This window comes from Pseudomonas putida (assembly GCF_001976065.1).
GTDB lineage: Bacteria > Pseudomonadota > Gammaproteobacteria > Pseudomonadales > Pseudomonadaceae > Aquipseudomonas > Aquipseudomonas serbica.
Window position 1 is genome coordinate 598,291 of the sequence record NZ_MNAH01000002.1, and the last position, 19,784, is coordinate 618,074.

Sequence of the window (19,784 nt, forward strand, 5' to 3'; positions counted from 1 at the left end):
GATGAGCACACGAAACTTCACTGCCACACAGGTCGCCGCCATCACCGGCGCCGCTCGCGGCATCGGCTTGGCAATCGCCGAGCGATTGGCGCGCCAGGGCGTGTTTGTCTATCTGCTGGATCGCGACGAAGCCGCCTTGGCCGGTAGCGTTGATGCCTTGACGGGGCAAGGGTTGAAGGTCGCTGGCATTGCGCTGGACTTGACCGAAGGTGAGGCTGTCACTGCGGCGTTTGCACGGATCCACGAAGCCCACGGGTCGCTCGACTTTCTGGTCAATAACGCCGGTGTGGTCAGGGACAAGCGTTTCCTGAGCATGACCGAGCAGGACTGGGACCTGGTAGTCGATACCAACCTGCGCGCTCAATTCCTCTGCTGCAAGGCCGCCCTGCCGTTGATGCTGGAAAAAGGCTTCGGCCGTATCGTCAACATGTCTTCCAGGGCCTGGCTAGGCGGTTTTGGCCAGGCCAACTACTCGGCGGCCAAGGGCGGCGTGGTGAGCCTGACCCGCAGCCTGGCCATCGAGTTCGCCGCCAAGGGCATCACTGTCAACGCCATCGCGCCCGGCATTGTCGATACCCCGCTGTTCCAGAGCTTCGCCCCTGACGTTCAGACAAAACTTAAGGAAACCGTGCCGGTAAAACGCATTGGTACCCCCGAGGACATCGCCAGCGCCGTGGAGTTTTTCCTCGACCCGGCCAGTTCCTATGTGACCGGACAAACCTTGTATGTCTGTGGCGGACGCAGTCTGTCGTCAGCCAGTGTCTGAGGTGAGCGCCATGTCAGTTTCTATGCAAATACAGGGGGCGATTGCGCTGATCACCCTTGATCGCCCGCAGGCCTTGAATGCCCTGGACCTGGACGCGCTCCAGGCCCTTCGTGAGCACCTGGTGCATGTGCGCGACAACCATGCGCTGCGTGTCGCCGTCATCACCGGCGCCGGCGAGCGGGCGTTCTGCGTCGGCGCAGACCTTAAAAGTACCCGTTCCTCGTCCGCCTCATATGCCCAGGCGCTGTTCCTGGCCAATGAACCTGCGGCGGATGCCGGCCTGTACATCCGCTTGATGGACCTCACCGACCTTGACCTGCACAAGCCGCTGATTGGCGCTGTGAACGGTCACTGCCTGGGCGGTGGCCTTGAGCTGGCGTTGCAATGCGACCTGCGCATCGCCAGCAGCAGCGCCTCCTTCGGGCTGCCCGAGGCTGCCGTGGGCTCTATCCCTGCCGTCAGTGGATTGCATCGGCTGATGCGGGCGATACCGGCGGCCCCTGCCATGCAGATGGCCTTGACCGGGCAACGCATCGATGCCCATCAGGCACTGAGTATCGGCCTGATCTCCGAGCGGCTGGACAGCCACGATGCATTGCTGGCGCGCGCCATGGAACTCGCCGAGCGCATTGCACAGCAGGCGCCCCTGGCCATACAGGCACTGCAGACCTTGTCACGCAGCACAGCGCACCTCAGCGACCGCGATGCCCAGCGTTTGACCGAGTTGTATTGGGGGGTGCTGCGCGATACCGAAGATCGCATCGAGGGCCGTCAAGCCTTTGCCGAGAAACGTGTACCGCAGTACAAGGGCCGCTAGGCGGCCCGAGGAGCGATCATGCAATTGCACAATCCCTTCCTTCAGGGCCTGGGCGTCAAGTTGATCCGCTGGGTGCCCGGAGAGGCCGAATTCCAGCTGCACATCGCCGAGCACCATCTCAACCGCCAGGGCGCCTTGCACGGCGGGATGATCGCCACGTTGATGGACGCCGCTTGCGGCTATGCAGGCCTGCACAGCGACGAAGGCGAGGCGGAGATCCATGGACTCACCGCGATGTTGAACATTGCCTACCTGCAACCGGCATTCGAGGGCAGCGTTAGCGCATTGGGCCGGGTTCGCCGCGCCGGCAGGAGCCTGTACTTCGCCGAAGCCGAACTGCTGTCCGATACCGGCGTTCTTCTGGCCACCGCCCAAGGCACCTTCAAGAAACCCCGGGCGTCGATCCGAGGAGATAATCATGTTACGTAACGCACTGGACGGTCTCACCGTCCTCGATTTCACCCAGATCGCCGCAGGCCCTACGGCGACCATGCTGCTGGCCGACATGGGGGCGCGGGTGATCAAGGTCGAACCCCGCGAAGGAGAGTTGGGGCGCACCCTAGGGCCGGCCTGGGTGGGCGAAGACAGCGCGCTTTACCACGCTTTCAACCGTGGCAAGCAATGCATCGGCCTGGACCTAAAGCATCCCGACAGCATCGAGGTCATCAAACGGCTGGTACTGCAAGCCGACGTGCTGATCGAAAGCATGCGCCCGGGCGTGATGACCCGGCTGGGCCTGGGTTATGAAACCCTGGCCGCGCTCAAGCCTGACCTGATCTATTGCTCAATCTCGGCCTACGGCCAGGAAGGTCCCTATTCGGACCGGGCGGGTGTCGACGGGATTCTACAAGCGGATTCCGGACTGATGAGCCTGATTGGCACGCCAGGCTCGGCCCCCTGCAAAGTGCAGGCTCCAGTGGTGGACGTAGTCACCGGCTACATGGCCTGCATGGCCGTATTGGCCAAGCTACACGCCCGTCAGCACGATGGGCTGGGCGGCCATCTGGATGTCAGCCTTTTGAACTCGGCGCTGGCACTGCAACAGTCGTCCATCACCAGTTATCTGAGCGATGGTAAGTTGCCGACTCGCATCGGCAGCGGCGCACCCTACTCGGCTCCCAACGAAGCCTTCCAGACCGAGGATGGATGGCTGATGGTTGCGGCCTACAACGGCAACCGCTGGCCGACATTGTGCAAGGTGCTGAACCACGAAGAATGGATTACCGACCCACGCTTCGTCAGCTCCGCGCAACGGGTCATCCACCGCGCCGAAATGTGCGCAGCACTGACGGACGTGTTCATGAGCAAGCCAACGGCTCATTGGCTGCAGGTATTGCATGAAGCGGACATTCTCTGCTCGAAGGTGGCCGACTACAGCGATCTGATGAAGCATCCGCAGCTCGCCAGCAATGGCATGCTGGTTGAGCTCAACCATCCTGTTCATGGCGCCGTGCGCGTCCCGGGGTTTCCCATCAACAGCGTGCAGGCTGCGCAAACGCCCTATGCGCCAGCCCCGCAAAACGGTGAACATTCTCGCTCGGTGCTGCGCGACTTTGCGTTTTCCGAAGCGCAGATCGCCGCGCTGGAGGCATCGCAGGCGTTGCACTGTAGCGAACCCCTCTGATCGCCAGTGGCTAAACCCCGGGCCCTTTCTTCGCGATGCGCTGAAAGGGCCCGGGGTTTTTCTTTTCTGCAAAACACTCCGTTATTGAAACTCGCTGCACATGTCGCGGGCTTCTTCACGGTTTACGATGCATCATGGCCGACCGCCACAAGTACTGCTCGGAAAGCTGGGCCTGGATGGCCATGATCGCGGGATCCGCTTGATCAACTCAGTACTCGTCGAAGCAGGATTTCGGGTCACGATGCTGCCACTGTTTCAGAGCCCCACTGAATTGCTGGCGTCCAAGGACGGCGCCGGGCCGATCGACCTGATCGGGTTTTCCAGCCTGGCGGGCGTGCACAACGAAATACTCTACGGCCTGCTCGAATATCTGTGTCGGCGGCGCATCGACGTCCCCGTGGTGCTGGGCGGGATCATTGCGCAATCGGGACATCGCCTCACTCACCAAGCAGGGTGTCAGTGCCGTCTTCGGTCCAGGGGTCGATGTGCTGCCTAACAGTTGATGAGCCTTGTCGAGCAACAATCAGTTCAAGCCAGCGTACCGAATGCGGAAAGGTTCAACGACGCCGAAACAACGGCCGCGGCTCAATCACCGAACGCCCATACAGCACGCTCATACCAGCCAGTCCTTTAAGGGCATCTTCAGAGGATTTGTCTTCACGCACGGCAAAGCTGGTGAAACCGCACTGGCGCATGTGGCTGAGCTGATCGCGCAGCACATCGCCGATTGCGCGCAACTCGCCCTCCCAGCCCAGCCTCGTGCGCAGCAGATACGCCTGGCTGTAGCCGCGTCCGTCGCGAAAGCTGGGGAAATCCAGGGCGATAAGCGGCAATACATCCAGCCACATTTCAAGGCTTTCCAAATCATCATCGGGGCCAAGCCAAACGCCATCCAGACTGATGGCCTGCAGCGTGCCCTTCTCCTGTCTCTGGCGCCAACGCGCGAGTGGCAGGATCAGCGGGCCGGCCGGGAGTTCGCCATCGATGTCGCGGATCAGGGTCCACTGGTCATCCAGAACATGGCGAGCACCGCCTTCGCACAACATCAGCAAGTTGTTCATGCCACGGCCTCCGCGTATTTTGGGTAAACCCGCTCCTTGAACGGCTCGATACCGATGCGGGAGAACGTATCGATGAAGTTTTCATCGACTTCGCGATAGTCGACGAAGGTGTCGACGATGCGCTCGATAACATCCGGTATTTGCTCGGCGCTGAACGACGGACCGATCACTTTGCCCAATGCCGCCGCTTTGCCCTGCGCGCCACCCAGGGTGATCTGGTACCACTCCATGCCGTTTTTATCGACCCCAAGGATGCCTATATTGCCGATGTGGTGATGACCGCAAGCATTTATGCAGCCAGAAATGTTCAAGCTGAAATCACCCAGGTCATGCAGGAAGTCCAGGTCATTGAACCGCGCCTGGATCGCAGCGGTAATGGGTAGCGAGCGAGCATTGGCTAAGGCGCAAAAATCGCCACCGGGGCAGGCAATGATGTCAGTCAACAAGCCAGCATTGGCCACCCCCAGACCGTGATCGCAGGCCAGCATCCACAAAGCGAACAAATCGCTTTTGCGCACGTCCGGTAAAATCAGGTTCTGCTCATGAGCGATACGTATCTCACCGAAACCGAAAAGCTCCGACCAGCCAGCTACCGCCTCCATCTGTACTGCCGTCAAGTCACCAGGCGGAGTATCCGCCCCGGGTTTTGTCGACAGTACGACACTCACGTAGCCAGGGACTTTATGCGCCTGGGTATTACGCGAGACCCAGCGTGCAAAGTTAGGAAAAGCCATCAGCTCACTGCCAAAACTCAGCGTGGTATCACTCAGGGATTGATACGCCGGCGCGACAAAAGCACGGGCAACACGCTGGTATTCGACTTCAGTCAGTTGCGCCGGACCATCTTTGATTTGCTGCCATTCCTGTTCGACTTCAGCAGCGAAAGCTTCGATGCTCAGCGACTTGACCAGGATCTTGATTCGGGCCTTGTACTTGTTGTCACGCCGTCCGTGGCGGTTGTAGACCCGCAGCACCGCTTCGACATAAGACAGCAAATGCTCCCAGGGCAGGTCTTCCCGAATCTGCTGCGACAAGATCGGAGTTCGTCCCAATCCACCGCCGACCATTACTCGCAAGCGCATATGGCCTGCTTCGTCGGCATACAGGTACAGGCCGATGTCGTGCATCATGATCGCCGCGCGATCCTGTTTTGCAGAACAGATGGCAATCTTAAATTTGCGCGGCAGATACAGAAACTCCGGGTTAATCGTTGACCACTGGCGCAGGATTTCTGCCAATGGTCGAGGATCCATCAATTCATCGGCCGCGACGCCGGCAAAGGCTTCGGTGGTGATATTGCGCACACAATTTCCCGAGGTCTGGATCGCATGCATGTCCACTTGTGCCAGGTGCTGCAGAATCTCGGGTACCTGATGCAGCTCGATCCAGTTGTACTGCAGGTTTTGCCGGGTGGTGAAATGCCCGTAGCCGCGATCATAGTCGCGAGCGATTCGCGCCAGGGTGCGCAACTGCCGCGCCGACAGAGTGCCGTAGGGAATTGCGACCCGCAGCATATAGGCATGCTTCTGCATATACAGACCGTTCTGCAGACGCAGCGGCAGAAACTCTTCTTCGCTCAACTCGCCCGCCTGATAGCGTTCGACCTGATCGCGAAATTGCTCTACGCGCTCCAGCACCAGTGCACGGTCGTAGTCGTCGTATTGATACATGCTCGGGTCCTCATCAGTGTTTGCCCTCTCACACGGGGCAACTTCGATGGGGTCAATATGCGCTTGCACTGATATTCATTACAGAATCAGGTCACGCATAAAAAACCGGATCAGATCTGGTGCAATCCATCCGGCACTCGTGGCATAACTGATATTGTTTTTTTTACAGCTTGGCGCGTCTGTTCTGACGTGGAGCAACCGCCACATCCCCCACCAATACTCAAATCAATATGTGATGGCTTTTAATTGCTTATCTGATCCCTTCAATGAACCGTGCACTCCCGTAGATGTACGAAAATTCGTAATCCCCGGCCGTCCAGGCGGTGATGAGTTCGTGGTGTCCTGCGTTGAAAACCGAGCCAGTACACGGTAAAGGATGTGCATTTTTACGGACGGTATCCGCACTTTTTCGGGCTAGCGAGCGAGCCCGCCTTGCGACAAGAATGCGGCATCGAATGCCCGATCACTCTTTTTATGCCCTTCGAGTATGTCAGTGACAGACCCGCACCCAAAACCAACAGTCGCTGTTTCCGTTTTATTGGCCATCGCACAGATTATGGTCTGGGGCGGTTCATTCTTTTTAATGGCGATGCTGGCAGGGCCGGTGGTCAAGGACACGGGCTGGTCGCAGCAATGGGTGTACGGTTCACTTTCGCTAGGGATTCTGATCTCAGGGCTGCTGGCGCCGATGGTCGGCCGCGGGGTCGCCAGGGCCGGTGGTCGACTGATCCTCGCAAGTAGTGGCCTCATCATCGCGCTGGGCCTGGTCTTGCTCGCCAGCGCACCCAACCTGCCCTGTTTTGTTCTCGCCTGGGTGGTGATCGGTGTCGGAATGGCTGTCGGACTCTACGACCCTTTGTTTGCCGCTCTGGGACAACTCTATGGAGACAACGCTCGCAGCGCGATCACCCGGATCACGCTGATTTCGGGGTTCTGTACCACCATAGTCTGGCCGCTGATTGCCATCCTCATCGAGCGCTTCGGCTGGCGTGAAACCTGTTTGGTGTACAGCACCGGACTTGCGCTGCTGGTACTACCGATCTACCTGTTTGTGTTTCCCAAACACGTCCCCGCAACACAAACAACAACGGCTCACCCAGGCATCGAACAAGCTTTATCGAACGTGGCGCAAGAAAGGATGTTCAAGCTACTGACAGCAGGCTTCATCCTGGCCTCCGTGATCATGACCGCGATTTCGGTCCAACTGATCGCCGTGCTACAAGCGCAAGGCATCTCGCTCGCAGCAGCCCTGGGTATTGCCGCACTGCTCGGCCCCAGCCAAGTGGGTGCCCGCGCCATCGATATATTCATCGGCAGGCAAACTCACCCGATCTGGAGCGCGTTAGGTTCTTCGGTTCTCGTCGCGCTTGGTCTGGTGTGCGTGATCATGTCACCCCCGATGGCAGCTTTGGGCATCGTGCTTTACGGCGCTGGTAGTGGCATTCGTTCCATCGTTCGCGGCACCTTGCCCCTAGCGCTGTTCGGTACACGTACCTACCCGATCATACTGGGCCGAATTGCTCGCCCCACATTGATTGCGCAAGCATTGACACCTTTGGCTGGGGGGTACTTGCAGGAGCGATACGGCGCAACGGTGACCATGATGGTCCTCGGTGGCCTCGCGCTAATCAATGTCGTTCTCGTGCAAATGTTGTTGATTGAGGTTCGCAAAGCGCCCAAGCCGAACGAAACCAGCGCTGCAAATACAGCGCCTGATTGACGGGGGACGTGGTCCGAGGGGTTGTCAACTTCGCAACCCCATGAACCTTGATGAACCACTCTTGGGAAGCGCGATCATCATCCCACTTATATCGCTTGGCCTCCGGACACTTCAATCCGCTGAGCGTTGACCCAGCGATTGTCCTCAGACAACAGACTCGCGATCATCGGTCCAATATCGTCCGGTAGCCCGGTGCGGCCGAGCGCGGTCATATCCGCGAACAATTTGTTGACCTCAGAATTGTCGCGGACGGCGCCGCCGCCAAAGTCAGTTTCGATTGCGCCCGGCGCCACTGTGTTGACCGCGATACCACGGCCACCCAACTCCTTGGCCATGTACACCGAAAGTACCTCGACCGCCCCCTTGACGGCTGCATAAGCGGCATAGCCTGGAAAGGAAATCCGCGTCAACCCGGAGGATAGGTTAATGATACGGCCGCCATTGGCGATCAATGGCAGCAGCGTCTGAGTCAAAAAGAAAACACCCTTGAAATGGACGTTGACCAGCCCGTCGAACTGCTCCTCACTGGTCTGTTCGATCAGAGCATAATCACCGTGACCAGCGTTATTCACCAGATGATCGAATGTTTCGCGCTGCCAGATCTCGCGTAATGCCTTCTGAAGCTGCTCAGCGAATGGCGCGAAACCAGCAATTTTTCCTGTATCGAGTTGCAAGGCGATCGCCTTGCGCCCCAAGGCCTTGATTTCTGCGACGACAGCCTCAGCGTCTTCACCACGGCTCTGATAAGTAACAATGACGTCACTGCCGTGGCGAGCGATGCTCAGTGCAGTGTTTCGGCCGAGCCCCCGGCTTGCACCGGTAACAATGGCAATCTTGGTCATGATGGATCCTCATCGTGCTACCACTTCCCTTGCTACTGCGGGCGCTGGGCCAAGGCCATCTCATCGGCCTTGAGCTGGGCGGCGCGTTCTGGGTTCATGTCGACTGGCAAACTCACGGTCATTTTCACATGGAACAGCATGATGCTCTCCTCAGGTTTGATGAACGGTAGGTCTCTAGCTGCTTTCTCCATTTAGAACGATATTTGACTCGCACTAGCGCTGGTCATCAAGCGAACGCACGACCGCGTCGCACGACATCAGTCGATGGGTGTCCCCCAGTTCTTGCGCATGTTGCTGGCCCCAATCCTGAAGCGACGAAATCAGCGGTTGAAGACTCAATCCCAATGGCGTCAATGAGTAATCGACGCGTTGCGGCTCTTCAAGAGAAGTTTTTCGCGAAACAATACCGTGTTCTTCTAGCGCCTTGAGCTGCTGAATCAGGACTTTCTGCGAGATGCCGGTAATTTGAGCCTCTATCTCGCACGTTCGCTTGGGACCCTCCAGCAATACATGGATGATGACTGCTTTCCAGCGTCCTGAAATGATTCCAAGGGTTCGTTCGATGGGTAGCCGGGGAAGCAATTTTGTAAGGGTCATAGGGCGATTTAATCTTGCATACCAAAGGGTGTGTAGATAGGAGAATAAGCGCTGACTAATCTGGTTCTCCAGTCCACTTTGGAGATAATTCAGATGTCCTCCTTGTTCAAGGTTTATGCACTAGGTACCCGCAAACTGAAAAACCGCGTCGTCATGGCCCCGATGACCAGATCGCGCACCTCCAGCGGAGACGTCCCCAATGCGCTGATGGCGGACTATTATGCGCAACGAGCGAGCGCTGGCCTGATCATTACGGAAGCTACCGATGTCTCGGCGTTTAGCAAGGGCTATGCTTGCACTCCTGGCATTTATACAGCGGAGCAGACCCAAGGTTGGCGCCTGGTTACCGACCGAGTCCACCTGCGCGGCGGAACGATTTTTCTGCAAATCTGGCATGTCGGCAGAATGGCCCATCACACAATGCTACCTAACGGAGAGGCACCACGTGGTGCGACCGATGAGAGGGCAGCACAATCCGAAGTATTTATCTACGACAGTACCGGCAAGGCGGTTTTCGTTCCCGCGGATACTCCGCGCAAGATTGAGACCGACGAGGTCGCAGGCCTGCTCGATGAGTTCACCCTCGCCTTCAGGAACGCAAAGGCTGCCGAGTTTGATGGAGTGGAAATTCACGGGGCCAATGGTTATCTCTTCGATCAGTTCATGAACTCGACCCTTAACACGCGCACTGATGAGTTCGGGGGGCAGACACCGCAAACACGCACGCGTCTGCTGCTGGATGTGGTCGATATAGCGATTCGGGAACTAGGGGCCGGCAAGGTCGGCGTTCGCGTCTCCCCCTTCGGAAAATTCAATAGCATGCCGTCTGATCCATTCGTTGAAGAAACATTGCTGTACCTGTGCAGCGAGTTGAATCGCCGTGAGATTGCCTATCTGCATGTCGTTTACCAACCGCTACCTGCGGGCAACACGGTGGACAGTGAGTTTAACGAAATCAATCTCAGTGACGACTTGGTGCGCGAGGTGCGCGAAGCCTTTCAGGGAACATTGATCTGGTGTGGAGGATTTGATAAACACGCGGCTCAGGCGGCATTGGATGACGGCTGGGCAGACCTGATAGCTTTCGGCAGACCTTTCATTGCCAATCCTGATTTGGTGGATCGCATGTCAAACAATTGGCCGCTCGCTGAAGCTCATCATGGCACCTTCTATACACGCGACGGTGAGAAGGGCTATACCGACTTTCCATATTTCGAATAAGTCGTTACGCGTCCACCAAATCACACCTTGCATGAATAACCGAGCAATCTCTCAGCCAATGAACGTCGCAGCAAGACAATGAAGACCAAAAGCGGTTTCACCCATTCTGGGTTCAGGGTGAACAAACATTGAATACTTTCAATGCTGGGATTTTTTTGGATTGATTGCGCAGGCAGAGACCACAGCTTTCGCATCCCCCGGTGAATCTAGGGAGCTTGGGCAAGGTAACGAGCAAAGTTATAAATCACTGCTTTGGTTCAGTCGGTGTTAGATCACAGAGAAGAAGGTTTAAACCTTATCCAGGACGGGACAGGTTGAATAAAAAAGGCGGGAGTTGCCTCCCGCTTTTTTTTGTGGAAATGAACATCACTCGATCAAGCGACCTTCGCAGACTTTGCCAAGCCGCCCAGGGCCAGCAGAGCACTGCTGGCAATAAAACAAGCCAAGGCAGTCACTCCCATTTCCAAACCAAAAAATTCAATGAGGAAACCCGTGGCTACTGGAATGATGCCGGCTGGTATGTAACCGCCGATATTGAATATCGCATTCGCCTCAGCTCGACGATTGGCCGACACATTATCGGCAATCAGCGTCAACCCGCCCAATTGCCCCAGACCTTGACCCGCTCCGGCAAACAAAGCGCCTACCAGAAGCCACGCCGCAGAGCCAAAGTGCAGTGCAAACCACAGACCCAGCATGCTTGAAATCGTCGAGAGCCCGCTGAGCAAAAACATCTTTTTAACGCTGAATGGCTTCATCGCAAATTGCACGAACACCGCGGTAAGAAACATGAAAAACGCCATCACACCGCTCAGGAGGGGTTGATTGGTATGTAAAAATGTCGCGAGCATCTTCGGTCCCAACGAAAGCACAAAAGACGTAGCTGTGATCCCGGGCCCGAAAAAGGTCACGCCCAGCAAGACAATGCCGATGCTCTGCTTTGGTATAGAGGGAAGCTTGGGACGGAACGTTCCTGCACCCAACTTGCGATGGGGTTGGCGAAGAACGGCGACCAGCGCGAGCAACAACAGCAGGATTTCAGTGTTGAAGACCAGGCGAATCGGATCAGCGCAGTAGTGGGCTATTACCCCCGCTAGCAAAGGTCCCGAGCCCGCACCTGCGACCATGGCAACAGAGGCCATTAACGACGCGAAATGCTTACGATGGGAAGAGGTCTGTTCAACTACATTGGCCATACCCGCAGAGACAACGATACCCACTGATACGCCTGTCAGGAAGCGCGCAAGCATCAGGACGAAGACGCTTTGAGCCGCCTCAAATAACATTGCGGCTGCGAGGGCTATCACAATGCATGGCAGCAACATTGCTTTGCGCCCATAGTGATCCGAAAGTTGACCAGCAACAATTAACGTCATTAACAACCCGAGAATGTAACATCCGAAAATAACAGTCAGTATTCCCGACGCAAACCCTAATTCATCCTGCCAAATTCCATATAACGGTGTTGCAGCATTGGAAAGTATAAATATTGCCGTGATTACCCAAGCGGCCCGCATAACGCCCAGCGTGTTGTCAGCTTTCACTTCGATACTCATCGGTAACACTCCGCATAAATTCCCGTAGTGCAGGCAGCATAAACAGTGCTCTTTGATTTACATATGCCCACGAGCGCGGAGTTCATGTGCAAATTTTCACAAGCGTTGAGCGTTGATAATGAACCTCAGCGACGCCAAGCGAGTGGATCTGCTAAATGATTTTCCAAAGAAAAACCCCGGCAATAATGTCGCGATTGTGGTTTCAGATGCTTATCCCCGCCCGTTTCCAGGTTCTTTTTCGTTCCGTTACCTCACTAACGATTGGTTTTTTCTCAATCTTCCAACGCCATAAAATCAGTTGAACCATCCTCTACTTTCTTCTGTAATGAAATCCACCCTGCCCGCCTCGTCTGCCGCGGAACGACGATAAAGGTTGACCGGTTTGTAAACAAATGCTGATCGGCGTACATGCGCCCTCAGACAGGAGATACCTATGCTGTTTCATGTATACATCCAGATCAACATTCCGCATGACGCGGATCAGGAAACGATTCGAAACCTCAGCGCCTTAGAGGTCAAGCAAGCGCAAGAATTACAGCACCAAGGGAAGTGGCCACATCTATGGCGTGTGGCTGGAAAGTGGGCAAACGTAAGTGTTTTCGATGTCGACAGTATCGACGAGCTTCACGCAATCCTGAGCGCTTTGCCGTTGTTCCCATTCATGGCGCTCGAAATAACACCGTTGTGCAAGCACCCGGCGGCAATAAGATGACGGCTGAAATACCACTCAAGTTCCTGTGTTCAAGTGGTGTGTAGTCCGAATTCACTGCTGCCCTGCACTGGTAGCGTTGGATGCTGAATCCTCGCGGTTTAGTGTGACCCACGCACAACCGTCTGGAAAAAGCTTTCCTGGGCATTTTTGCAGAGGGCATAAGCAGCCGTGCCGAATTTCCAGCTAAAGCGCACTCCGCAGAGTAGACCTTGTCAACGCCAGATAAGGAATACTTGCGCCTGCATTCGCAGTCACCGACTGTACGCTTGCCAATACCGGCGAATACCTGGCGAGAGTGCTGGAGCCGGATCCATCTTCGTTGATCAACGTCACCCTTAAAGGCCCCCCCTTCTCCATGCCCGGTTTTCGCACCGTGCTGAAAGACCAGGACGTGGCCGACGTGGTTACTTATCTGCGCTCCGCGTGGCACAAGGTGGGTTCGGTTTGAAGGCTTGCCACGCGTCGAGTCGCTCCTGCAACACCAACGTCAGCACCTGTTCAAGCAATTCCCATTTGCTGGGAAAATGGTAGTAAATGTGCGCATGGACATGGTGCTGTAGCCTTGTTCGAGCATTTGCCAAGTCGCACAACGCCGGCCGTTCTTTAAGGCGCGAGTTCATGCGTCACCGCCCATGCCCACTTGCTATGCATAGGCAAGCAACATGCTCAATCAGAGAAGCACTTTGCGCAAGATCGTTCGGCATTTGAAGCAAAATTTCCGATTAGTTTGCATGAGCCAGTACCTGACGAGCGCGCTGCAGCACGGGCGCATCAACCATCTGTCCATCGAAACGAAACGCACCCCCTTCCTTTTCAGCCGCAGCAAGGACGTTGCGAGCCCACTCGACCTCATGCGCCGCAGGGGCGTACACCGTTGCGACCACTGTCAGCTGAGCAGGATGTATGCACAGCAAACCATCAAACCCCATACCGCGTGCGCGATGTGCTGCCAGTGACAACCCGTGCAAATCACCGATATTGGCAAACACGGTATCAATCGGCGGCGCCAGGCCAGCGCTCACGCTGTGCAACAGCAGTTGAAAGCGAGCCTGATCCATGATCGTTGCGCTTTCTTCAGCGCCCTTCATACCCAAGTCCAGAGCCAGGTCCAGGCCCCCGAAACTCAAGCGCTCAACACCTTTGGCCGTTGCGATGCTCTGCAGCGCAAGCAGGCCCCTGGCACTTTCAATCAGCGGCCACACGGGTTTGCCACAACGCAGGAGTGCCTCGACCTGAGCATCTGACTCGGCTTTGGGCAAGATCACGCCGATAACACCCGGGTGCTCCGCGCAGAAGTCAATATCGGCGGCGTGCTCACAATGATCGGGCGCATTAATGCGCACCATGACTTGCGTTTGCGGATGACTACGCAGAAACGCTGCCAGATTGTGGCGAGCCTGTTGTTTGAGAGACTCCTCAACGGCGTCTTCAAAATCGACAATCACCCGGTCCGCGCCATAAGCCAGCGCCTTTGAAAACCGGTCCGGTCGACTCCCTGGAACAAACAGCGCAGTGATCACCGACGGTAAGTTTCGTCCACTCATATCACTGCCTCCCGCTTCATTTGCTCAATCGATTCGACCGTATAACCGAGCTCTTCAAGAATGGCTTCACTGTGTTCACCCAGCGCGGGGACCGGGTCCATGCGAGGAGCGAACGCACTGTTGATGCCTGGAGGCAGCATTGCCGGAAGCAAACCTGCGGGACTTTCAATCTGTACCCAGCGTTTGCGCGCTTTGAGTTGTGGATGGTTCCACAACCCGGCCATATCGTTGACGTTGGCGCTGGCAATATGCGCGCAGTCCAGCCGCTCGACAATTTCTGCTGCCTTCAGATCGGCAAAGGTATCTACGATGATCTGCCGTAAAACCTTGCGATTGGCGGAGCGCTTGACGTTGGCGGAGAAACGCTCGTCGAGTTTCAGGCTCGGCATCAGCAACACGTGGTCGCAGAAAGTCGCCCATTCGCGCTCATTTTGCAGACCGAGCATCACCGCTCCTCCGTCGCCGGCCGGGAACGGTCCGTAGGGGTAAATGGTGGCGTGGGAGGCGCCGGCACGCGGTGGCGGCTGAGCACCGTCGTAGGCGTAATACATTGGAAAGCCCATCCATTCAGCGAGACTTTCTAGCATGCTGACATCGACCCGACTGCCAAGCCCTGTGCGCCCGCGCAACAGCAGCGCGGATAATATGCCGCTGTAGGCATACATACCGGCGGCGATGTCGGCGATCGAACACCCGGCCTTGGCCATCTCATCCTCGCCGGCCCCCCCGGTGACCGACAAGAAGCCGCTCTCGCTTTGAATCAACAAGTCATACGCTTTCTTGTCCGAGTAAGGCCCGCCCTCCCCGTACCCCGAGATGTCGCAGACGATAAGCCGCGGGTACCTGTCGCGCAGCGCTTCAAACGACAACCCCATTCGCGCAGCCGCACCAGGTGCCAGGTTCTGCACCAGGACGTCGGCCTTGGCAAGTAAAGCGTCGAGTACACGGTCCGCACCTTCTGCCTTGACGTCCAATGCGAGGCTTTCCTTTGAGCGATTGCTCCACACAAAATGCGACGCCAAGCCGTTGGTTCGAGTGTCATACCCGCGAGCAAAATCGCCAACATCGGGTCGTTCAATTTTAATCACCCGAGCGCCCATGTCCGCCAGCTGGCGCGTACAAAATGGCGCTGCAATAGCGTGTTCGAGGCTGACAACCGTGATCCCGTCCAACGGACGCGTTGCGTTATTGTTCTGATTCATTAACGACTACTCCAACAGCGTCGACAGGTTGTCGGTGGACTGCAGCGCCCAGACACGTGCGATCAACAGGTTGATCTGGTCGGGTGTTCGTGCTTCAGAAAAGCCCAGCAATCTACGAAATTTTTCTTCCAGTTCGAGGCGAGACAGCGTGTTACCCGGATCACCTTTAGGCTCATCGCATTTGCCAAGAAATACCCGGCCATCCGTTGTGGTGACTTGTACCCGACCGAGCCACTGCTGGGGATAAGCGCGATCGACTTCCAGATCCAGTTCCATGCTGACGTTTTTTGCAAAACTCGCGACATCCGCATCTGTCAGCGCCAGACGATCGAACTCGAATAACCCTGCCTTTGCGTGAACGGCGATCAAACCCAAGACCGTTCCCATGGAAAATTTCGCCTGATGGACAGTCTTGGGCATTACCACGCGCCCCAACACATCGATGGCAGCCTGATGGACGTGGGTGACCACCTTGGCAATATTTTTATGGGTCAGCTCATGTTCGCGCATCAGATTCTGCAGTGCGTCAGCAGCAGGATGGGTGTGCCGACATGAGGCATGGAATTTGAACGAGGTCTCAAGCAATGCCCATCGGCTGCCCAGGCCATTCGATAATTTTCCTGGTTCGGCATCACTGGACATTCCAGCAGCCAAGCCTTGATCGCCTTCCAGAATATTGCGCGCTCCGGTAAGCCCGTCTTGAGTTAAATAGGCCGCGAGCAAACCATCTGCGGCGGCCTTAGCCGTGTGCAGTTGCTTGGAGTCGGCGGCATCGCGCAAAAACTCCCAAAGTCCGGCCGCTTGAGTGCCGGCAGTACCCAGCAGATTTATAAATTGTTCCTGGTTGAATCCAAGCAACTTGCCCACCCCAACCGCCGACGCCAGGGTTCCGACGGTCGCTGTCGTGTGGAAAATACGATAATGCGAACGCCCCAGAAACTCACCAATGCGGATACCTGCCTCATAGCCAGCAATCGAGGCCAAAAGTAGGTCCCTGCCTGACTTCCCGAGCTCTTGCGCGGCGGCTAACACCGCCGGAAACACGACGGTGGCAGGATGCAGCACCGAACTATTGTGTAAATCGTCCTGCTCAACCAGATGCGATGAAGCGCCATTGACCAACGCTGCAAAGTACGCGGAGGTGCTGCGACCGTTGACGACGATTGTCGCCCTGCCCTGCGCCGGTCCCATTGTTTCTGCGTAACGTTCAAACAGCGGGATCGGGTGCGCGCCCTGACTGGCGAGCGCAGAGCCGAGCCAGTCAAGAAACAGTTCCTCTGTACGGTTCAACACGTTGTCGGGGATGTGAGAATAATTAAGATCAGCGAGAAAATTGGCTAATAGTTGTGTATGGCTCACGGGCTGACTCCCTTAAAAACTGCGAGGCAGCTCGAGCAAGTGCTCAGCTACGTACGACAAGATCAAGTTGGTGGAAATCGGGGCGACCTGATAGAGGCGTGTTTCGCGGAACTTGCGTTCAACGTCATATTCACAGGCAAAACCGAAGCCTCCGTGGGTCTGCAAGCATGCATTGGCGGCTTCCCAAGAAGCTTTTGCAGCGAGGTACTTTGCCATGTTGGCACTGGCACCGGCGTTAATGCCGCTGTCGTACTCTTCACAAGCACGCCAGCGCATGAGATCGGCCGCCTCGATTTCGATATGAGCTTCGGCAATCGGAAACTGGACACCTTGGTTTTGCCCGATCGGGCGCCCAAAAACCACGCGATCACGGGCATAAGCACTGGCTTTTTCAATAAACCAGCGGCCGTCTCCAATGCACTCTGCGGCGATTAACGTCCGTTCGGCATTAAGGCCGTCAAGGATGTACCTGAATCCTTTGCCCTCCTCCCCAATCAAGCTGTCGAGCGGCAATTCCAGATTGTCGAAAAACAACTCGTTGGTTTCATGATTGACCATGTTTGCTATCGGCTGGACAGTCAGGCCGTTTCCGATGGCTTCGCGTAGATCGACCAGGAAGATCGACATGCCTTCCGACTTCTTTTGCACTTCCGCCAGGGGCGTGGTCCGCGCCAGCAGGATCATCAGGTCGGAGTGCTGGATGCGCGAGATCCAGACTTTCTGCCCATTGATTACATACTTGTCGCCCTTGCGAACGGCCGTCGTTTTGATCTTCGTGGTGTCTGTCCCCGTAGAGGGCTCAGTGACCCCCATGGATTGCAGCCGCAGTTCACCTGCAGCGATTTTGGGGAGGTAGTAACTTTTCTGCTCTTCGCTACCGTGGCGCAGGAGCGTAAACATGTTGTACATCTGCCCGTGCACGGTGCCGGAGTTACCGCCACAACGGTTGACCTCCTCGAGAATCACCGAGGCTTCGGCCAACCCCAGGCCAGATCCGCCATATTCCAAAGGAATCATTGCGGCCAACCATCCGGCGTCAGTCAGTGCTTTGACAAACGCTTCCGGGAAGCCCTTGCGCTCATCGACCTCACGCCAGTAAGCGCCGTCGAACTCCGCGCACAATGCCTGTACACCTTCCCGAATTGCGTTGAGTTCTTCATTTTTGTTTTGCATTGCAATCACTCTCAAAATGCCAGCAAGTGTGTTGGCTCACTCAGTCAAAAATCAGATCTGCGACCTGTGCGATCCCACCTTCATTGCTCGCCCATAACTGCGCGTGGTTGGATTCAACTAGTGTTCCTCCAACTTCAAAGAGTTGGGGAGCGATCAATGGGCGTACGCCACGAAAGCTGAAGGTGCGCAGTTGTGCAGTGGGATGGGCGCGTAAAAATGCATGCAGATTCAGTGTGGCTATGAGTGGGCCGTGGACGACTTTTTCGGGATAGCCTTCAACGTCCACGACATAGGGAACGTCGTAATGAATACGGTGCGCGTTAAACGTTATGGCCGAATAACGGAACAACAGTACGGCGGTAGGAGAAACGGTTTCATTCCACTGGGCTGCCGGCACTGCATTGCCGGGTGCCAGATTCGGTGCGCTGGCCTCGCGATACACAATGTCCTGTTCTTCGCGAATGCACAGGTGTCCGTTTTGGAAAAACTCGTGCCTTACCGTCACGAACAACAACTGGCCGCTGCGCCCGACTTTTTCTTCGATATGCGTGACGGTCGAGAGGCGGGACGCCTCAATACCGGCAAGTAGCGATTGAAAGAATTCGACGCGGCTGCCGGCCCACATTCGATTGCGATTGTCGGCAGGAGGCAGGAAACCGCCGCGGGCTGGATGTCCGTCTGCCCCCAGGCCAGACTCGGCCACGGGGTCCTGAAAAAAGCACCAGTGCCACAACGCTGGAAGCGGCGCGCCGGGCATTATCGGCTGCGCACCAAAAGTTGCCGCTACGCGCTTGATTTGTCCTGATTCCAGATCATCCACCGCCTGTTCAGTCTTGCCAAGCCAAGCGCTCAGGTCTTGATTACTCATGAAATGTGCGTCCTCGATTATTCGGTCGAGGCCGATAATGCGAGTGGCCTGGCGTTCTGTGAATCTACTTTTATTTAACCCGGCGTTAATACAAAATTAACGCTTCAGCTAGTAGGAAAAGGGCTTTGCCGATGCACTTTGATTTGACCGATCTGCGGTTGTTCATACACATCGCAGAAGCCTCCAGTCTGACTCAGGGGGCGCGACGAGCCTTCATCTCGCCTGCCGCTGCAAGCGTGCGAATCAAGGCGCTGGAAGCGCAGTTGAACAGCCACTTGTTGTATCGCGACAGCAAGGGTGTCGATCTGACGGACGCCGGGAAGAAGCTTTTGCAGCATGCCCGATTGATCATGCGTCAGGTCGGTTACTTGAAAACCGAGTTCGCCGAATTCGGCACCGATTCTTCCGGACACATTCGCATTTTCGCCAATACAACTGCTGTCACTGAGTTCCTTCCGGAACTGCTGGCAGGATTCCTCGCCGCACGCCCTGGTGTGACGGTTGATTTACGCGAGCGCCTATCGCGCGACATCATTCGAGGGGTACTTGATGGCTCAACGGATATCGGCATCATTGCCGGCCCTGTTGCGGCGAAAAACCTTCAAGTGTTGCACTTCAGTACAGACCGACTGGTGCTTGTGGTACCCAAAGAGCACGAGCTGACACAACGCAAGCACATAAAATTGCGTGACACTGTGGCGTTCCATCACGTCGGCTTGCAAGAAGGCAGCACGCTCCAGGCGTTTGTCCGCGACCAGGCCGAGTTGTTGGGTGAAACCCTGGTATGGCGAATTCAGTTGTCGAGCTTCGAGGCCGTTTGCCGAATGGTTGAGGCGGGTGTCGGCATTGGCGTCATACCGGAGTCGGCCGCCATCCGTAACAGTAAAACCATGAATCTGGCCATATTATCGTTGGACGAGCCTTGGGTCGTTCGCGAACGCAGCATCCTGGTTCGTGACATAGAAGCATTGCCCGGCTGTGTGAAGGCGTTGATCGCGCTATTGCAAGATCAGCATTGAAGGCGCCCTTCGCAGACGCGAACAAGAAGGATG

21 protein-coding genes and 1 pseudogene are annotated in these 19,784 nt (G+C 56.3%); 11 read left to right on the forward strand and 11 right to left on the reverse strand.

The features are described from left to right. The first annotated feature begins 1 nt into the window (after position 1). From BKX96_RS09225 to BKX96_RS09245, 5 genes are all read left to right on the forward strand, one after another. Positions 2–766 (forward strand): SDR family NAD(P)-dependent oxidoreductase, encoded by a 765-nt coding sequence (locus tag BKX96_RS09225; protein ID WP_077183512.1) that lies wholly within the window; start codon positions 2–4, stop codon positions 764–766. Between the two features lie 10 nt (positions 767–776). Beyond that, on the forward strand, positions 777–1,583 hold the full coding sequence (locus BKX96_RS09230) for an enoyl-CoA hydratase/isomerase family protein (RefSeq protein WP_077183514.1): 807 nt from the start codon (positions 777–779) through the stop codon (positions 1,581–1,583). A gap of 18 nt (positions 1,584–1,601) precedes the next feature. Then, entirely contained in the window at positions 1,602–2,012 is a 411-nt protein-coding gene (locus BKX96_RS09235; RefSeq protein WP_077183516.1) for a PaaI family thioesterase, read from the forward strand. After that, positions 2,002–3,207, forward strand: coding sequence for a CaiB/BaiF CoA transferase family protein (locus tag BKX96_RS09240; RefSeq protein WP_077183518.1), 1,206 nt, complete (start codon positions 2,002–2,004; stop codon positions 3,205–3,207). The genes BKX96_RS09235 and BKX96_RS09240 overlap by 11 nt, the downstream gene beginning before the upstream one ends. Before the next feature lie 127 nt (positions 3,208–3,334). Next, a complete protein-coding gene (locus BKX96_RS09245; protein WP_077183520.1) occupies positions 3,335–3,703 on the forward strand; it encodes a cobalamin-dependent protein in 369 nt (122 codons plus the stop codon). A gap of 61 nt (positions 3,704–3,764) precedes the next feature. Here BKX96_RS09245 and BKX96_RS09250 read toward each other — a convergent pair whose 3' ends face one another. Together BKX96_RS09250 and nirA are read right to left on the reverse strand one after the other, a co-directional pair. Further along, positions 3,765–4,268 carry a DUF934 domain-containing protein gene (locus BKX96_RS09250; RefSeq protein WP_077183522.1) on the reverse strand — a complete coding sequence of 168 codons (504 nt, stop codon included), beginning with the start codon at positions 4,266–4,268 and terminating at the stop codon, positions 3,765–3,767. Further along, entirely contained in the window at positions 4,265–5,938 is a 1,674-nt protein-coding gene (nirA, locus tag BKX96_RS09255) for a nitrite reductase NirA (protein ID WP_077183524.1), read from the reverse strand. The genes BKX96_RS09250 and nirA overlap by 4 nt, the downstream gene beginning before the upstream one ends. Before the next feature lie 544 nt (positions 5,939–6,482). Here nirA and BKX96_RS09260 point away from each other — a divergent pair. After that, positions 6,483–7,658 carry an MFS transporter gene (locus BKX96_RS09260; RefSeq protein WP_410454525.1) on the forward strand — a complete coding sequence of 392 codons (1,176 nt, stop codon included), beginning with the start codon at positions 6,483–6,485 and terminating at the stop codon, positions 7,656–7,658. An 86-nt stretch (positions 7,659–7,744) separates the two neighbouring features. On the opposite strand, the gene BKX96_RS09265 is transcribed toward BKX96_RS09260, so the two are convergent. The 3 genes and pseudogenes from BKX96_RS09265 to BKX96_RS09275 all read right to left on the reverse strand — a co-directional run bounded on the left by BKX96_RS09265 (position 7,745) and on the right by BKX96_RS09275 (position 9,097). Then, a complete protein-coding gene (locus tag BKX96_RS09265; protein ID WP_077183528.1) occupies positions 7,745–8,500 on the reverse strand; it encodes an SDR family oxidoreductase in 756 nt (251 codons plus the stop codon). A 35-nt stretch (positions 8,501–8,535) separates the two neighbouring features. Beyond that, positions 8,536–8,640, reverse strand: a pseudogene (locus BKX96_RS09270) (muconolactone Delta-isomerase family protein); the annotation flags it as partial. A gap of 73 nt (positions 8,641–8,713) precedes the next feature. Beyond that, entirely contained in the window at positions 8,714–9,097 is a 384-nt protein-coding gene (locus tag BKX96_RS09275) for a winged helix-turn-helix transcriptional regulator (protein ID WP_077183530.1), read from the reverse strand. Positions 9,098–9,190: 93 nt separating this feature from the next. On the opposite strand from BKX96_RS09275, the gene BKX96_RS09280 reads away from it, so the two are divergent. Next, entirely contained in the window at positions 9,191–10,318 is a 1,128-nt protein-coding gene (locus tag BKX96_RS09280) for an alkene reductase (protein ID WP_077183532.1), read from the forward strand. 374 nt (positions 10,319–10,692) lie between these two features. On the opposite strand, the gene BKX96_RS09285 is transcribed toward BKX96_RS09280, so the two are convergent. Then, positions 10,693–11,874: an MFS transporter gene (locus BKX96_RS09285; RefSeq protein WP_077183534.1), complete on the reverse strand. Its 1,182-nt coding sequence runs from the start codon at positions 11,872–11,874 to the stop codon at positions 10,693–10,695. Between the two features lie 118 nt (positions 11,875–11,992). Between BKX96_RS09285 and BKX96_RS32840 the strand changes: the two genes are divergently transcribed. The 3 genes from BKX96_RS32840 to BKX96_RS32165 all read left to right on the forward strand — a co-directional run bounded on the left by BKX96_RS32840 (position 11,993) and on the right by BKX96_RS32165 (position 13,034). Beyond that, positions 11,993–12,166, forward strand: coding sequence for a hypothetical protein (locus BKX96_RS32840; protein WP_179092138.1), 174 nt, complete (start codon positions 11,993–11,995; stop codon positions 12,164–12,166). A 141-nt stretch (positions 12,167–12,307) separates the two neighbouring features. Next, positions 12,308–12,586: a muconolactone Delta-isomerase family protein gene (locus BKX96_RS09290; RefSeq protein WP_077183537.1), complete on the forward strand. Its 279-nt coding sequence runs from the start codon at positions 12,308–12,310 to the stop codon at positions 12,584–12,586. 319 nt (positions 12,587–12,905) lie between these two features. Further along, on the forward strand, positions 12,906–13,034 hold the full coding sequence (locus BKX96_RS32165) for a c-type cytochrome (protein WP_256721430.1): 129 nt from the start codon (positions 12,906–12,908) through the stop codon (positions 13,032–13,034). Positions 13,035–13,308: 274 nt separating this feature from the next. Here BKX96_RS32165 and BKX96_RS09295 read toward each other — a convergent pair whose 3' ends face one another. The 5 genes from BKX96_RS09295 to BKX96_RS09315 are packed head-to-tail and all read right to left on the reverse strand — an operon-like array spanning position 13,309 to position 18,732. Further along, positions 13,309–14,130, reverse strand: coding sequence for an HpcH/HpaI aldolase/citrate lyase family protein (locus BKX96_RS09295; protein WP_077183539.1), 822 nt, complete (start codon positions 14,128–14,130; stop codon positions 13,309–13,311). Continuing rightward, the gene (locus tag BKX96_RS09300; RefSeq protein WP_077183541.1) at positions 14,127–15,332 is read right to left on the reverse strand and encodes a CaiB/BaiF CoA transferase family protein; all 1,206 of its coding nucleotides are present in this window, start codon (positions 15,330–15,332) and stop codon (positions 14,127–14,129) included. Before BKX96_RS09300 ends, BKX96_RS09295 begins: the two co-directional genes overlap by 4 nt. 6 nt (positions 15,333–15,338) lie before the next feature. After that, on the reverse strand, positions 15,339–16,691 hold the full coding sequence (locus BKX96_RS09305) for an MmgE/PrpD family protein (protein ID WP_077183543.1): 1,353 nt from the start codon (positions 16,689–16,691) through the stop codon (positions 15,339–15,341). Positions 16,692–16,703: 12 nt separating this feature from the next. Next, positions 16,704–17,864: an acyl-CoA dehydrogenase family protein gene (locus BKX96_RS09310; RefSeq protein ID WP_077183545.1), complete on the reverse strand. Its 1,161-nt coding sequence runs from the start codon at positions 17,862–17,864 to the stop codon at positions 16,704–16,706. Between the two features lie 40 nt (positions 17,865–17,904). After that, positions 17,905–18,732: an HTD2 family dehydratase gene (locus tag BKX96_RS09315; RefSeq protein WP_077183547.1), complete on the reverse strand. Its 828-nt coding sequence runs from the start codon at positions 18,730–18,732 to the stop codon at positions 17,905–17,907. Positions 18,733–18,863: 131 nt separating this feature from the next. Between BKX96_RS09315 and BKX96_RS09320 the strand changes: the two genes are divergently transcribed. Further along, the gene (locus tag BKX96_RS09320; protein ID WP_008018016.1) at positions 18,864–19,751 is read left to right on the forward strand and encodes a LysR family transcriptional regulator; all 888 of its coding nucleotides are present in this window, start codon (positions 18,864–18,866) and stop codon (positions 19,749–19,751) included. Positions 19,752–19,784 lie beyond the last annotated feature (33 nt).

What these genes read in the sequence shown, in the direction of transcription:
- BKX96_RS09225 (WP_077183512.1), top strand. Translation starts at nt 2, where the DNA reads ATGAGCACACGAAACTTCACTGCCACACAGGTCGCCGCCATCACCGGC.
- BKX96_RS09230 (WP_077183514.1), top strand. Translation starts at nt 777, where the DNA reads ATGTCAGTTTCTATGCAAATACAGGGGGCGATTGCGCTGATCACCCTT.
- BKX96_RS09235 (WP_077183516.1), top strand. Translation starts at nt 1,602, where the DNA reads ATGCAATTGCACAATCCCTTCCTTCAGGGCCTGGGCGTCAAGTTGATC.
- BKX96_RS09240 (WP_077183518.1), top strand. Translation starts at nt 2,002, where the DNA reads ATGTTACGTAACGCACTGGACGGTCTCACCGTCCTCGATTTCACCCAG.
- BKX96_RS09245 (WP_077183520.1), top strand. Translation starts at nt 3,335, where the DNA reads ATGCATCATGGCCGACCGCCACAAGTACTGCTCGGAAAGCTGGGCCTG.
- BKX96_RS09250 (WP_077183522.1), bottom strand. Translation starts at nt 4,268, where the DNA reads ATGAACAACTTGCTGATGTTGTGCGAAGGCGGTGCTCGCCATGTTCTG.
- nirA (WP_077183524.1), bottom strand. Translation starts at nt 5,938, where the DNA reads ATGTATCAATACGACGACTACGACCGTGCACTGGTGCTGGAGCGCGTA.
- BKX96_RS09265 (WP_077183528.1), bottom strand. Translation starts at nt 8,500, where the DNA reads ATGACCAAGATTGCCATTGTTACCGGTGCAAGCCGGGGGCTCGGCCGA.
- BKX96_RS09275 (WP_077183530.1), bottom strand. Translation starts at nt 9,097, where the DNA reads ATGACCCTTACAAAATTGCTTCCCCGGCTACCCATCGAACGAACCCTT.
- BKX96_RS09280 (WP_077183532.1), top strand. Translation starts at nt 9,191, where the DNA reads ATGTCCTCCTTGTTCAAGGTTTATGCACTAGGTACCCGCAAACTGAAA.
- BKX96_RS09285 (WP_077183534.1), bottom strand. Translation starts at nt 11,874, where the DNA reads ATGAGTATCGAAGTGAAAGCTGACAACACGCTGGGCGTTATGCGGGCC.
- BKX96_RS32840 (WP_179092138.1), top strand. Translation starts at nt 11,993, where the DNA reads ATGAACCTCAGCGACGCCAAGCGAGTGGATCTGCTAAATGATTTTCCA.
- BKX96_RS09290 (WP_077183537.1), top strand. Translation starts at nt 12,308, where the DNA reads ATGCTGTTTCATGTATACATCCAGATCAACATTCCGCATGACGCGGAT.
- BKX96_RS09295 (WP_077183539.1), bottom strand. Translation starts at nt 14,130, where the DNA reads ATGAGTGGACGAAACTTACCGTCGGTGATCACTGCGCTGTTTGTTCCA.
- BKX96_RS09300 (WP_077183541.1), bottom strand. Translation starts at nt 15,332, where the DNA reads ATGAATCAGAACAATAACGCAACGCGTCCGTTGGACGGGATCACGGTT.
- BKX96_RS09310 (WP_077183545.1), bottom strand. Translation starts at nt 17,864, where the DNA reads ATGCAAAACAAAAATGAAGAACTCAACGCAATTCGGGAAGGTGTACAG.
- BKX96_RS09315 (WP_077183547.1), bottom strand. Translation starts at nt 18,732, where the DNA reads ATGAGTAATCAAGACCTGAGCGCTTGGCTTGGCAAGACTGAACAGGCG.
- BKX96_RS09320 (WP_008018016.1), top strand. Translation starts at nt 18,864, where the DNA reads ATGCACTTTGATTTGACCGATCTGCGGTTGTTCATACACATCGCAGAA.